This is a genomic window from Butyrivibrio sp. VCB2006 (assembly GCF_000420945.1).
Classification (GTDB): Bacteria; Bacillota; Clostridia; order Lachnospirales; family Lachnospiraceae; genus Butyrivibrio.
Genome location: NZ_ATVX01000003.1, coordinates 23286 through 36891 on the forward strand (window position 1 = coordinate 23286; position 13606 = coordinate 36891).

The 13606-nt window shown below is 43.4% G+C and carries 12 protein-coding genes; 2 read left to right on the plus strand and 10 right to left on the minus strand.

Annotated features, from left to right (window positions below; all coding sequences use genetic code 11):
- Positions 1–29: 29 nt before the first annotated feature.
- From G613_RS18385 to tig, 5 genes are all read right to left on the minus strand, one after another.
- Complete coding sequence (locus tag G613_RS18385) at positions 30–635, minus strand: hypothetical protein (protein WP_155828020.1); 606 nt, start codon at positions 633–635, stop codon at positions 30–32.
- 838 nt (positions 636–1473) lie between these two features.
- The gene (gene guaA, locus G613_RS0102955; protein WP_029231235.1) at positions 1474–3024 is read right to left on the minus strand and encodes a glutamine-hydrolyzing GMP synthase; all 1551 of its coding nucleotides are present in this window, start codon (positions 3022–3024) and stop codon (positions 1474–1476) included.
- A gap of 12 nt (positions 3025–3036) precedes the next feature.
- Positions 3037–4377 (minus strand): C40 family peptidase, encoded by a 1341-nt coding sequence (locus G613_RS0102960; RefSeq protein WP_029231236.1) that lies wholly within the window; start codon positions 4375–4377, stop codon positions 3037–3039.
- 243 nt (positions 4378–4620) lie between these two features.
- The gene (gene asnS / locus G613_RS0102965; protein WP_029231237.1) at positions 4621–6006 is read right to left on the minus strand and encodes an asparagine--tRNA ligase; all 1386 of its coding nucleotides are present in this window, start codon (positions 6004–6006) and stop codon (positions 4621–4623) included.
- A 21-nt stretch (positions 6007–6027) separates the two neighbouring features.
- Positions 6028–7299 carry a trigger factor gene (gene tig, locus G613_RS18390; protein WP_029231238.1) on the minus strand — a complete coding sequence of 424 codons (1272 nt, stop codon included), beginning with the start codon at positions 7297–7299 and terminating at the stop codon, positions 6028–6030.
- Between the two features lie 207 nt (positions 7300–7506).
- Here tig and G613_RS0102975 point away from each other — a divergent pair, with 207 nt between their 5' ends.
- Positions 7507–7983, plus strand: a complete 477-nt coding sequence (locus G613_RS0102975; protein ID WP_029231239.1) for a hypothetical protein — start codon at positions 7507–7509, stop codon at positions 7981–7983.
- A 29-nt stretch (positions 7984–8012) separates the two neighbouring features.
- Here the strand turns inward: G613_RS0102975 and G613_RS0102980 are convergent, their stop codons facing one another.
- Both G613_RS0102980 and ispE read right to left on the minus strand, forming a co-directional pair.
- On the minus strand, positions 8013–8465 hold the full coding sequence (locus tag G613_RS0102980) for a DUF1934 domain-containing protein (protein ID WP_029231240.1): 453 nt from the start codon (positions 8463–8465) through the stop codon (positions 8013–8015).
- 69 nt (positions 8466–8534) lie between these two features.
- Complete coding sequence (gene ispE, locus G613_RS0102985) at positions 8535–9407, minus strand: 4-(cytidine 5'-diphospho)-2-C-methyl-D-erythritol kinase (protein WP_029231241.1); 873 nt, start codon at positions 9405–9407, stop codon at positions 8535–8537.
- A 230-nt stretch (positions 9408–9637) separates the two neighbouring features.
- Here ispE and G613_RS0102990 point away from each other — a divergent pair, with 230 nt between their 5' ends.
- On the plus strand, positions 9638–10261 hold the full coding sequence (locus G613_RS0102990) for a hypothetical protein (protein WP_029231242.1): 624 nt from the start codon (positions 9638–9640) through the stop codon (positions 10259–10261).
- 54 nt (positions 10262–10315) lie between these two features.
- On the opposite strand, the gene G613_RS0102995 is transcribed toward G613_RS0102990, so the two are convergent.
- The 3 genes from G613_RS0102995 to G613_RS0103005 are packed head-to-tail and all read right to left on the minus strand — an operon-like array spanning position 10316 to position 13413.
- Positions 10316–11221: a dihydroorotate dehydrogenase gene (locus G613_RS0102995; RefSeq protein WP_029231243.1), complete on the minus strand. Its 906-nt coding sequence runs from the start codon at positions 11219–11221 to the stop codon at positions 10316–10318.
- A gap of 52 nt (positions 11222–11273) precedes the next feature.
- Entirely contained in the window at positions 11274–12086 is an 813-nt protein-coding gene (locus G613_RS0103000) for a dihydroorotate dehydrogenase electron transfer subunit (RefSeq protein WP_029231244.1), read from the minus strand.
- Positions 12087–12126: 40 nt separating this feature from the next.
- Positions 12127–13413 (minus strand): dihydroorotase, encoded by a 1287-nt coding sequence (locus G613_RS0103005; protein WP_029231245.1) that lies wholly within the window; start codon positions 13411–13413, stop codon positions 12127–12129.
- Between the last annotated feature and the right edge of the window lie 193 nt (positions 13414–13606).

Consider the following 13606-nt stretch of genomic DNA (forward strand, 5'->3'; position numbering starts at 1 on the left):
TAGTGCCCCCATATCAGCGATTATACTGATTATAACAGATATCTTTTTATCTTTTCTCTAATTTGCTTGATATCAAGCGGCTTTTGGATTGTTTCTATCGATATTATCAAGTCATTTCCAAGTTCAAATCCTGCTTGTTCGTACGAATTAAGCTTCGAAAGAGCGTTTTTTGCATATTCTCCATCAGACGCCAGGCCGAAATGTTCCCAATATATTGTTCTTCTTGTACGAACGTTCAACAGTGCAAAATCCGGATATAGGATTTTTCCATCATTTATTCTAAGTTGTGGCTCATAGCTATATGGTATTCCTGACTTTTCAAACATATCCGCTAGTATTTTTTCAGATTTAGATCTAACCTTCTCACCTCTGATGGTTAGAAATTGTCCTTCTTCAGGAAAAGAATTCAATCCTCCGGTATTTCTTTTCCTCCAAATCTCGATATATTGTTCATCAGTTGGAATGATTGGAGCAACTAATGCTTTCTTAGCATCGCTAAGGTTGTTATATACAGCATTAATTGAATCCATATCATATACCTTTAGAAATTTCTCAATTTTCCCTTGTGTAAAATGCAACCTATTAAGCACAGCCTGATAATAGTCCCTTTGAACTATCCTTTTAACCTTATCCATGTCTTTTTGCTTCACATACTCAAGCTTTCCTTCCGATGATTCCAAATAATATTGAAATCCATTTTTTCTTTTTGACGTCCTGATTGGTCTATCTTCAGTGATTCTAAATGCACTTAGTGATCTTTGTGTTTCAGCAATAACCTTATCTAGCCATTCAATCTGTCTTTTTAACTGGGCTGAATAATCTTCTATTTTTCTATCCTCCTACTCTTTTTATTATCATGAACACTAAAATTTGCAAAAAAATAATATTTCTAGTGTCCATTCATACCTCATTTACAATCAACAGACACTAGTATTAGAGCTATATCCCAAATCTAGTGTCTAAAACGTTCTTTTCCCTCCCCCATTTACCCTGTTATGACACTAGAATATCTAGTTCTCGCTCCTACTAGTGTCGCCGCAACTCGAAATCGACACTTGTAAGCAATAATATTCCTTTTCCTAGTGTCAACATCACCTATTGCCGCTTTCCATAGCAAACTCAAAACACCAGAGCTGGCACAACACAAACAAAAAACAAGGAATTTTGCGTGGTAAGACATATATCACCACAAAACGATTGTTAAAGAAAAATATGAATACTGAATAAGAATATAACCTACACAATTAAAAAAAGCAATATAATCACTCCTATAATCGAAATCGCTTGAAATACAGCGATTTCGATTATAGTCTGTTGTCGCCGGATACTTCGCCAATTTATATGAAAATCCCTTCGGGATTTCACGCATAAAATAAAAGACAGGACATGAATGCAAGCATTCGTCCTGCCTTTTATCTTATGCTAAAAACACTACGTGTTTTTCATATAAATTGTCTCGTGCCCGGCTCGTTATCACTCAAGCTCCACAGTTCCCGGGGGCTTACTTGTAAGGTCGTACATTACGCGGTTAACGCCCTTGACCTCGTTGATGATGCGGCTCATGACGCGCTGGAGAACCTCGAAAGGAATCTCGGAAGCCTCGGCTGTCATGAAGTCGATAGTTTCAACGGCACGGAGAACTACAGCGTAGTCGTAGGTACGCTCATCGCCCATAACGCCAACAGATCGCATGTTGGAAAGAGCTGCGAAGTACTGGTCTGGAAGCTTCTCGAGGCCTGCGTTTGCAAGCTCTTCGCGGTAGATAAAGTCTGCGTCCTGAACAATACGGACCTTCTCGGCTGTAACTTCGCCTATGATGCGGATTCCAAGACCGGGGCCCGGGAATGGCTGACGAAATACCAGGTACTCAGGAAGACCAAGTTCAAGACCGGCCTTTCTAACCTCATCTTTAAACAATGAGCGAAGTGGCTCAATAATCTCTTTGAAATCAACATAGTCAGGAAGTCCGCCCACGTTGTGGTGGGATTTGATAACAACGGATTCTCCGCCAAGTCCTGATTCAACAACGTCAGGATAAATAGTTCCCTGTGCAAGGAAATCTACTCTGCCAATCTTCTTGGCCTCTTCCTCAAATACACGGATGAACTCTTCGCCGATAATCTTACGCTTGCGCTCTGGCTCTTCAACGCCCTTGAGCTTAGCGTAGTATCTCTCAGCCGCATTGACGCGGATAAAATTGATATCGAAGTTTCCCTTTGGTCCGAATACTCCCTCGACCTCATCACCTTCGTTCTTACGAAGCAGGCCGTGGTCTACAAATACGCAGGTAAGCTGCTTACCGATTGCCTTAGCAAGAAGTGCCGCAAGTACTGATGAATCAACACCTCCTGAAAGAGCCAGCAGAACCTTACCATCTCCAACCTTCTCGCGGATTTCCTTAACAGTATTCTCAACAAAGGAATCCATTCTCCAGGTGCCTGCAGTCTCGCAGATTCCACGTACAAAGTTGCGAAGAATCTCTTTGCCCTTAACTGTATGAAGAACCTCTGGATGGAACTGAATTGCATAGAGCTTTTTGTCCTCACAGGCAGCTGCTGCAACAGGGCAATCAGTGGTGTGGGCAATAATCTCGAATCCGGGAGCAACCTTGCTGATATAGTCAAAATGGCTCATCCAGACAATTGTCTTATCCTCAACGCTTGCAAAAAGAGCTTCCTTGGAGCCGTCGATGAAAGTCTCGGTTTTACCATACTCACGAACAGGAGCCTTCTCAACCTTGCCGCCAAGAACGTGCATCATAAGCTGAGCGCCGTAGCAAAGGCCCAGGACAGGAATACCAAGTTCAAAAAGTTCCTTGGTATAAGTAGGAGCGCCCTCTTCGTAACATGAATTAGGACCACCTGTCAGAATGATACCCTTAGGATTCATCGCCTTAATCTGATCAATAGGGGTACGATAGGAATAAATTTCACAGTAAACATTACATTCTCTGACTCTGCGGGCCACAAGCTGGTTGTACTGCCCACCGAAGTCAATGACAATCACTTTTTCTTCTGAAGCCATTTTACCTCCTGGTTAAATAAATCGTCTCACTGAAATAATTGATCTGTAAGTTGCCGGAGAGTACTTAATTCCGGTCTTCTGAGTGCTGGCGTGAACTATCTGTCCACCACCAATATATATTCCCACATGCCCGCCATAATAAATAACATCCCCCGGCTGGGCATCTGCATAAGACACTTCTCTACCATAAGACCCCTGCGCCCAGCTTGTTCTGGGAACTGATACTCCAAAGGCCTTATATACTGACTGAACAAATCCAGAACAATCTGCTCCGTTTGTAAGGCTTGTTCCTCCGGCTACATATGGATTACCCACAAACTGGCAGGCATAGCTTGCTATGTTGGAACCTGACAAACTACCCGGCGAAGAATAACTCTTGGATCCGCCGGAACTACTTGAACTTGAGCCTCCTCCATTGGAAGATGCTACAGATGTATCTCCTGAACCATTCTTTTCAGCTTCAGCTCTCTCAGCTTCTGCCTTGGCAGCTTCCTCTGCTTCCTTGGCTTCCTGGGCTGCCTTCTTGGCTGCATCTACTTCTTTTTGCTTGGCCTCTATCTGCTTCTGAAGGTTTGCAATTCCGGACTGCTGACTCTTAACCTGAGCAGTATAAACTGCCGCATCCTGCTTGGCCTTGGCAAGCTTAACCTCATAATCTGCGTAAGTAGCCTTATACTGAGCAAGAAGTTCCTCCATATAGGCCTGCTCTTCTTCCAGCTCGTACTGAGAAGTCTCAAGCTCTGCCTTCTCAGCCTCAAGCTGCTCACCATAAGCCTCTGCTGCCTCTTTGGCGGCTACATATTCCGCCAGCTTAATCCTATCGTATTCATACATTTCCTCTACGTAGGACACCTTGTTAAGGGCGTCTGCGTAGCTTGTTGCTGTTAAAAGAATCTGCACATACGAGGTATTGCCTTTTTCATACATGTACTTAACACGCTGTACCATAGCCGCATAGAGATTCTCCTCATGGGCTTTGGCATCATCGTACTCTTTCTGAGTCTTGTCGATAAGTACTTCCTTGTTTGCAATATCCTCTTTTATAAGCTCTATATCTGCCATCAGGCCCACAAGTTCGCTATTTGTCTCATCGATAGCTTCCTGTGTATCCTCCTTGGCCTCAGAATAATCACCAATCTGGCTATTGGCGTTATTAAGCTTGTTCTGGCTGTCCTTGCTCTGCTTCTCAAGATCCTTCTTTTGTTTCTCAAGAGCCTTTTCTTCCTGCTCCAGTTTTTTCTGATTCTGCTCCAGTTCCTCACTGGTTGTGGCATAAACTGTCGCCGGCTCCGCCATTACAAACAAAAAGACAAGTAAGACAGCACAAAGAATATGTAGTTTTCTTTTTTTCATACCGCCCCTCCCTGTCATTTTCTTTATTAATCATTAGTATATCAGAACTAAAACCGACCAATCAACATAAGCCCATAATATAGCATGTTTCTTGCAACATGCTCGCGCCGCGCGCGGATGCTTCAGCATCATTTACATATCGCGCGAGTGCGCATCCATAGCGGAGCGTTTTTATTTCATAGGTTTTTCCTATGAAATAAAAAGGCACTCCAATGAGATAATTCAAAGGAGTGCCATATATACTTAGAAATCACAGTTTCTAGGTGTTCTTGGATAAGGAATTACGTCACGGATGTTCTCAACTCCAGTTAAGTACATAATAAGACGCTCAAATCCCATACCGAAACCACTGTGGATGCAACCGCCGTATCTTCTTGTATCGAGATACCAGTCGATGCCCTCTTTATCTACGCCCATCTCATCCATTCTCTCGATGAGCTTGTCGAGGTTCTCTTCTCTCTGGCTACCTCCCATAAGCTCGCCGGCCTGTGGTACGAGAAGGTCTACAGCTGCAACTGTCTTGTTGTCTGGGTTGACTTTCATGTAGTAAGCCTTGATATCCTTAGGCCAGTCTGTGATAAATACAGGACCGCCAAAGTGCTCAACGATGTACTTCTCGTGTTCCTTGGCAATATCCTCGCCGTAATCAGGCTCGAATTCCCACTTAACGTCTGCTGCCTTAAGAATATCAACAACGTCATGGTGGCTGATACGAGTAAAGTGAGCATTTACGATATCGTTAAGCTTAGCCTTAAGGCCGTTAGATACAAACTTATCGCAGAAATCAATCTCCTCAGGACACTTGTCGCATACATACTTAACTACGAACTTAAGCATTTCCTCTTCGATGTCCATAAGGCCTTCAAGATCACAGAAAGCCATCTCAGGCTCGATCATCCAGAACTCATTAGCATGTGTCTGGGTGTTTGAGTTCTCAGTTCTGAAAGTAGGTCCAAAGGTGTAGATATCACCGAAAGCCATAGCGAAGGTCTCGCCCTGAAGCTGTCCTGAACCTGTGATAAAGGACTGCTTACCGAAAAGATCCTTGCTGAAATCTACCTTGCCTTCCTCTGTCATAGGAAGATCATTCATGTTAAGGGTTGTAATCTTGAACATTTGATCTGAACCCTCACAGTCTGCACCTGTGATAAGAGGAGTATGAACGTAAAGGTATCCTCTGTCCTGGAAATAAGTGTGAACTGCCATTGCAGCTACGCTTCTGATACGGAATACAGCGCTGAAGAGGTTAGTACGTGGACGAAGGTGTGCCACTGTTCTAAGATACTCTCTTGTGTGACGCTTTGGCTGAATAGGATAGCTCTCGGGGCAGTCACCGAGAAGTTCTACTGCTGTAGCCTTTACTTCGAAAGGCTGTTTGTTTTCTGGAGTAAGTACTACATTACCAGTTACCTTAACGCTGGCACCTACTCTTATCTTGGAGATGTCCTCAAAATTATTAAGTTCCTGATCGTAAACAACCTGTAAATTCTCAAAAAATGATCCGTCGTTAACGTTAAGGAATCCAAACTGTGCCTGTGCGCGGTTTGTACGTACCCAAGCGCAGATGGTCACTTCTTTGGAAGCATATTCAGAGGTGTTTCTGAACAGCTCTTTAATTTTTGTTCTCATCTTTTCTCTCCTTAGTTTTCTTTATTCTGCAACTGTTGAAGAAGCCTCGCCAGCTGCCTCTGCAGTCTCTCCAACTTCTGTTGTCTCTGCCTGAACAACGTGTGCATTATTTACAATGAATTCTACAACCTTATCAGCCATAAGTCCTTCTCTGTAGATCTCAAGATCAAGAGAAGCCTTGTACTCTTCGAAAGAGCTGAAAGATGTTGTAGAAGCATTGTCATATGCGTTCTTGAGGTAATCATTGATCTCATCCTCAGAAACTTCAATGCCCTGTTCATCAGCAATTGCCTGGAACAAAATGTACTGCTGAGCCATATCCTTGGAAATATCGTTAAGGTAGTCATCAGCTGTTCCAACAAAGCCTTCATTGTTCATGTACATGCTAAGCATATCAGCTGTTGTAAGCTGCTGACCATAGTAGTATGAGTACATTGTTGCCTGATAATCAAGCATCTGCTTCTGCTGAAGCATATATCTGTTAACAAGTTCCTGTGGAATATCGCCGAATACTGCTGCATCGTATACCATCTGAACTGCTGTGTTCTCTACTGTTGAATCATATTTAGCCTTTGCCTGCTCTGTAAGTGTATTAAATGCATACTCTTTAAGAGAAGCAAGATCTGTTACACCATCAAGTCCAAGGCCTGCTGCCCACTCATCTGACATTTCTGAATCAGGAGCTGTAATCTTGTTAACTGTTACAGTGAAAATAACATCCTTGCCTGCAAGGTTCTCTGCACCATAGTCCTCTGGGAATGTGAGGTTAAGATCTCTTGTCTCGCCAACTTCTGCACCAACAAGTCCGCTCTCAAATCCGTCGATGTATGTGTTAGAACCGATCTTAAGGCTTGCGCCCTCAGCTGTACCACCATCAAAAGCTTCCTTAGTGTCAGCATATTTACCTACATAATCGATATCAACGGTATCTCCGTCCTGAACTGTTCTGTCTGTAATCTCCAGCATAAGTGGATTAGATGACCAAAGGTTATTGACGTAGTCCTCAACTGCTGCGTCTGTAACCGCTTCCTGCTTGGCCTCAAGTGTGATCCCGTTGTACTCACCAAGTGTTACATAATCTGATGCCTTAACATCACCAAGAACCTTGGTCTCGAGATTATCAAAATCAATTGTCAGCCCTGAAGCTGCCTCTGCTGAATTCTCTGTAGCAGCTGCCTCAACACTGCTATCTGTTGCTGCACTTTCATTACCCTCAGCTGCCTCTTTACCGCATGCTGTAAACATAGTGCACACCATTACTCCCGCCAGTAGCACTGATAGTTTTTTCTTCATAATACTTCTCCTTGAAAACTAAAAAAATCTATACTGTTTCCATATTAAAAACAATATTCCTTATACTACCACACATTTTCAAGAGATTAAAGTATTTTATTTGCCATGTAGAGTAAAGAATGCTACAATATTTTCTACGCAGGCCAAGATATATTTTTATCAATTTGGCCGCAGAGTTTAGTTTGTTAGATATTGGAGGATTTAGTTTTGAGTACTGGAGCTATTGTCGCTATTGTCATTGCAGTTATTCTTGTGGCTGCAATTGTTGCACTTTATTTCTTTGGAAAAAAAGCACAGAAAAAGCAGGAAGAGCAGCAGGTACAGCTCGATGCTATGAAGCAGTCTGTTACAATGCTGATCATTGATAAAAAGAGAATGAAGCTTAATGAAGCAGGCCTTCCACAGGCAGTTATCGAGCAGACTCCCAAGCTTCTTCGCAGATCCAAGCTTCCTATCCTCAAGGTTAGAGTTGGAAGCCGTGTAATGAGCCTCATCTGTGATGAGAAGATTTTTGATAGTGTTCCTGTTAAAAAAGAAGTTAAGGCTTCTGTAAGTGGTATCTATGTAACAGAAGTTAGAGGTCTTCATGGTAAGACAGCTGCTCCTGAGCAGAAAAAGAAAGGCTTCTTTAAGGACTTGGTTGCTAAGGCACAGGAAAAAGCCGGCGCTAAGATGGTTAAATAATTATTTGCATATAGTAAAGCGGAGACAAGTCATCTTGTCTCCGCATTTTTTATCTCTATTATTATCATGGAATCCGACAATACCTGTCCTTCCATTTCCAGTGCATACTCCGCCATTACTTTCATGGCCTCTTCCTGATGACTGGTATTGAAATCAAAGCTGTTAGTCACAACCTTCATGGACATGGAGCCATATGGTGTGCTGTACTCAGTGTCATACTCCATCTTTTCTCCAAATTCCAGACGATTCTGAACCTCGCCTCCTCTGACGATTTCCATGCTTTTGCCATCAGAAGCGATATATACCTGATTGTGAACCTTAATAACTCCGTTTGCGGCATCCTGCTCCTCATCATATTCCACAAGGCGTCTGCCATCTTCCATATCCTGATATGTACCTACCGAGCTGGTCATTATCTTCTCCGTAGGCTCTCCGGGTCTCGAATGAATTCCTGTTACATGAACATCTACAGTTTTTGTCATAATATTTACTCCTCATTTACTACCACTATCTATTGTCTGTTCGTTCACCACCCATCACATTTTATTCATTCATATCTTATTTGGATTAATTGCCTTTGTAATAAATACCTGCGGCGCAAGAGCATTGTTGCATATAGCATCGTACCCTTTTTGTGCCTTGCCCTTATCATCAAATATTCCAAATACTGTAGGTCCGCTACCTGTCATGAAGGCCCCTACTGCACCGGCCTGCGTTAAAAGAGCTTCCAGCTTGCCGATGACTTCATATTTGGATGCCGTAACCGGCTCAAGGACATTTCCGATAAGATCGCACATTTTTTTCAGATCATTACTCTCAATGGCCTTTCTTATGCCGTCGATATCCGGATGATTCTCTATTTCCTTGCTATCGAGTTCCTTGTAAACCCAACCTGTGGAAACATCAATATCCGGCTTGGCAACTACAATATTGCATTCAGGCATATCGGAGATAATTGTAAGTTCCTCGCCTATGCCCTCAGCCAGAGCTGTTCCTCCTATGATACAGTACGGAATGTCTGCTCCCAGCTTAACCGCCAGCTCGCAAAGCCTGTTTTTATCAAGTCCAAGGCCCCAAAGTTCATTGAGTGCCAGATATGCCGCAGCTCCGTCTGTGCTGCCTCCTGCCATTCCCGCAGCTACAGGAATTCTTTTCTCCAAATGAATTTTGGCTCCCTTATTAACACCGTATTCAGCCTGAAGTTGTCTAGCAACCTTGCAGATAAGGTTTGACTCATCCGTGGGAATCTTCTCAGAATTGGCTGTAAGAATAATTTCTCCCGTATCATTATCTTCAAAAGAAAGGGTGTCATAGATATCCACATTCTGCATTATCATGCGGACAATATGGTATCCGTCGGCTCTTCTTCCTGTAACATCCAGTCCCAGATTGATTTTGGCATATGCCAATCTCTCTATCTTCATAAATAATCACGTCTCCAGTTATTATTAGTCTGTAAAAGCGCATAAACACGCTTATCATCAATTCTCTTACATCTTCTCACCAGTAAACATCAAACTCAAGAAAAAAAGTCAAAAAAAATTAAAAAAATTTTGTTTTAACTCTAAAGTTTTTTGAAAAAATGCCGATAAGGGGATTAGGTAAACTATTGTTTCGTTTCAGCGAAGTAACCGTCGCGGAAAAGGAGTTCTATATGGGCGTAAACGGAGTTACCGAGGTTACTAACAACATCGCTACTACCTATGCTTCAACCGTCAATCCTAATTCTGTTGAAGAAAAGAAGAAAGACGATGAGGTTAAGGTAAAGCAGGAGGCTGCCGCTGTCTATGAGAAATCAGACGAAAAGACATCTTCTGTTTCCTCCAAAGAAGCGGACAGGACCAAGATCATCCAGCAGCTCAAAGCAGATGATGCGATCCGTCAGCAACAGCTCCTTGACATTGTTAATAAGATGATGGGCAAGCAGGCTAAGAGCTATGGCATCGCAAACTCTGACAATCCGGATGACTCCATTTGGAGTTTCCTTGCGAAAGGTGATTTTACTGTCGACGCAGCCACAAAGGCTCAGGCCCAGGCCGATATCGCAGAGGATGGATATTGGGGTGTTAAGCAGACATCTGATCGAATCCTTGACTTTGCTAAGGCCCTTGCCGGAGACGACCCTGACCAGCTCGAGAAAATGAGATCCGCCTTCGAAAAAGGTTTTGCTCAGGCAGAAAAGACCTGGGGCGGCAAGCTCCCGGATATTTCTCAGCAGACCTATGAAGCTGTTATGAAGGGCTTCGACGAGCTGACAGGAAAAACAGTAACTGAATAACGTTGCTAGTAATCAAAAAGGAAGGACTCAATTGTCCTTCCTTTTTCTTTGTCTTTATTCCACAATGCCTCGAAGCTCGTTTATATCTTCCACATTGTATCTTGTCATATAGTTCTCAATTCCCTCTACCACCTTCTCGGTAGTGTATGGATCATGGAAATTCATGGCACCTACAGCCACTGCGGTAGCTCCTGCCATTATAAACTCTATGGCATCGTCTCCGTTTGCAATTCCTCCCATTCCGATAATAGGAATCTTTACAGCATGTGATGCTTCGTAAACCATACGTACAGCCACAGGCTTGATTGCAGGGCCTGACATTCCGCCGGTCTTATTTGCCAGGGCAAATTTTCTTTTATGAATGTCTATCTTCATTCCGGTAATAGTATTGATAAGTGAAATAGCATCAGCACCTGCTGCCTCTGCAGCTTTAGCCATCTCCGCAATACTTGTAACATTAGGACTAAGCTTCATGATAACCGGCTGCTTAGCCACCTTTTTGATCCTTGATGTAATGTCAAAAAGAGCATCCTTATTCTGCCCAAAGGCAATGGCTCCCTCTTTTACGTTAGGGCAGGATACGTTGATTTCCAGCATATCCACTCTGGATTCATCCCCAAGGCGCTCTACTACTTCCAGATAGTCCTCTACGCTCTTACCACATACATTTACAATGACTTTTGTGTCATATTTTTTCAAAAATTCCAGATCTCTTTCTATAAAGACATCTATTCCGGGATTCTGAAGTCCAATGGCATTTAGCATTCCGCCATATACTTCTGTCACCCTCGGAACCGGATTTCCGGGCCATGGCACATTGGCAACACCCTTTGTAACTACTGCTCCCAGTTTATTCAGATCAACAAAATCCGCATATTCCATTCCGGAGCCAAAGGTTCCTGATCCTGTCATAACGGGATTTTTGAATTTAACGCCTGCTATCTCAACTTGTGTATTCATAGTATTCTCCATCTATTCTCTCGTCGCTGCTCTGCTCATAATTGCACAGTCATCAAAAATCAATATCCTCTGCATCGAACACAGGACCATCTGTGCAAATTCGAGCATTATGCACGTGTGAGTGTTCATCAACCTCTTTGGTCTTGCAGATACATCCAAGACAAGCACCAACTCCGCAGGCCATTCTCTCTTCCAGGGAGATGTAGGCTGTAATTCCCTTTTCCTCCGCGTAGGCTTTGATGGCCTTAAGCATAGGCATTGGACCGCAGGCCATAATTACATCGCACTCTACATTCTGCTGCCCCATGGCATCTATGACATTTCCCTTGGTTCCAACGCTGCCATCCTCTGTAGCAATGACAAGCTCAGAATACTTTCTGAAGTCCTCAGCAAGGAATGTTTTCTGATTTCTATATCCCATAACAGCAGCAACTGACGCTGCTGTCACATTTGAGCTAAGATTAGCAGCCTTTCCCGACAGTTCTTTTGCTGTCTGAAGAAGTGGTGGCACTCCGATTCCACCGCCCATAACAACAACTCTTTTGCCTGCTGCCTTATCAAGTGGAAATCCATTTCCCAGAATCCCCAGAATCATCATGTAATCCCCTGGCTGATACAAAGTAAACTCAGCAGTTCCTGTTCCTACAACTCTGTAAACCAGCCTAATAGCGGACTTTTCCCTGTCTACCTCGCAGATACTGATTGGTCTTGGCAAAAGAGTCGACTTATTAGTCGGGTAAACTCCCACAAACTGCCCCGGATGTGCATCCATCGCAAGGTCAGTTTCAAGCCATAGATCAAAAATCCCCTCAGCAAGCATTTTCTGACTAAGTACCTTAGCCTCCGATTTCTCTTTTCTTCCCATTGCCTACTCCTCAAAATATTATCTTTGATTTATTTAAACATTATCCCGCATACACAATATTTCCCTTGCATATGGTAAAAGATATTTTTCCCGGAAGTCTCTGTCCCAAAAACGGCGTATTGGAAGACTTAGACGCGCTCTGCACAAAGCTCCACTCTTCCCCCGGATCAAACACCACCAGATCGGCAAGGCCGCCCTCTTTGATATATCCTGCGTCCAGACCATATACTCCTGCAGGTCCCGCACTCATCCTGTCGATAAGCTCTTCCATTGTCAAAAGACCTGTCTCTACAAGCTCCCTGATTCCCAAAGCCAGAGATATCTCAAGTCCTGTGATTCCGCTTGGAGCACTCTTTAGGTCCTTCTGCTTTTCTTCTCTTGAATGAGGTGCATGATCTGTGGCAATCATCTCAATTGTGCCATCCTTAAGTCCCTCTATTATGGCCATTCTGTCGCTTTCAAGTCGAAGCGGCGGATTCATCTTGGCAAGAGAGCCAAACTTCAAAACTGCATCCTGAGTAAGGGTAAAGTGGTGAGGTGTTGCCTCCGCATGAACCTTAACGCCTCTTTTTCTGGCATCTCTTATAAGCTCAACCGATTCTGCAGCGGAAATATGCTGAACTACAATCTCGGCTCCTGTTTTTTCCGCGATTTCTATATCTCTTTTAACCATTGAGATTTCCGCATCCCTTGGGGAACCCTTGAGTCCAAGTTTCTCTGCTACCTCTCCGGCATTTATTCCGTTATCTGTGATAAATGAAGGATCTTCCTCGTGAAGACTTATCACCTTGCCCCGCTTTGCTGCTTCTGTGCATGCCTTCTCCATTAGGGATGCATCCGTAATGGGCTTACCATCATCAGTAAAAAGAACTGCTCCGGCATTTATAAGAGCGTCCATATCCACCAGCTCTTTTCCCGCCATATCTCTTGTGACGTTTCCGCAGGTGTAGACTCTTATCCCGGTCTGTGCGCCCCTTTCCAGAACATCCTTAATGGTATCCACGTTATCCATGTGGGGCTGTGTGTTGCCCATCATGACAACCGTGGTAAAACCACCTCTTGCAGCAGCTCCAGCACCGGTCTCTATATCCTCTTTGTAGGTAAATCCGGGGTCTCTAAAATGAACGTGACAATCCACAAGGCCCGGCGCCACCATTTTGCCGGTAGCATCAATAACCTTGCAGTCCGCATCAGACATGAGCCCTTTAACCAAGTCGCTGTCAGGCTCACAAATATTAACAATCCTGTCACCATCGATGATAATATCTTTTACGCCGCTGTCGGCGCCCTTTGGGTCAATTAAGAATCCGCCCTTAACTATCAGCATATTTTCACCCCACATGCTCATATTCAAATAACTACATTCATTAATTCCAATTCCCACGTGCATCACTTTCTTCCATGCACTAGGTATATAATGCTATAACACACCACCATATTTCAAGCCGAAAATATTAATATTCACTTTTTTATACAACCATGAGAAAATATATTGGTAATTTTAAGTACTAATTTTAGAA

Coding starts and splice junctions, on each gene's coding strand:
- G613_RS0103005 (WP_029231245.1), bottom strand. CDS start 13,413: ATGCTGATAGTTAAGGGCGGATTCTTAATTGACCCAAAGGGCGCCGAC.
- G613_RS0102960 (WP_029231236.1), bottom strand. CDS start 4,377: ATGAAAAAAAGAAAACTACATATTCTTTGTGCTGTCTTACTTGTCTTT.
- G613_RS0102995 (WP_029231243.1), bottom strand. CDS start 11,221: ATGAATACACAAGTTGAGATAGCAGGCGTTAAATTCAAAAATCCCGTT.
- guaA (WP_029231235.1), bottom strand. CDS start 3,024: ATGGCTTCAGAAGAAAAAGTGATTGTCATTGACTTCGGTGGGCAGTAC.
- G613_RS0102990 (WP_029231242.1), top strand. CDS start 9,638: ATGGGCGTAAACGGAGTTACCGAGGTTACTAACAACATCGCTACTACC.
- G613_RS18385 (WP_155828020.1), bottom strand. CDS start 635: ATGGATAAGGTTAAAAGGATAGTTCAAAGGGACTATTATCAGGCTGTG.
- tig (WP_029231238.1), bottom strand. CDS start 7,299: ATGAAGAAAAAACTATCAGTGCTACTGGCGGGAGTAATGGTGTGCACT.
- ispE (WP_029231241.1), bottom strand. CDS start 9,407: ATGAAGATAGAGAGATTGGCATATGCCAAAATCAATCTGGGACTGGAT.
- G613_RS0103000 (WP_029231244.1), bottom strand. CDS start 12,086: ATGGGAAGAAAAGAGAAATCGGAGGCTAAGGTACTTAGTCAGAAAATG.
- G613_RS0102980 (WP_029231240.1), bottom strand. CDS start 8,465: ATGACAAAAACTGTAGATGTTCATGTAACAGGAATTCATTCGAGACCC.
- asnS (WP_029231237.1), bottom strand. CDS start 6,006: ATGAGAACAAAAATTAAAGAGCTGTTCAGAAACACCTCTGAATATGCT.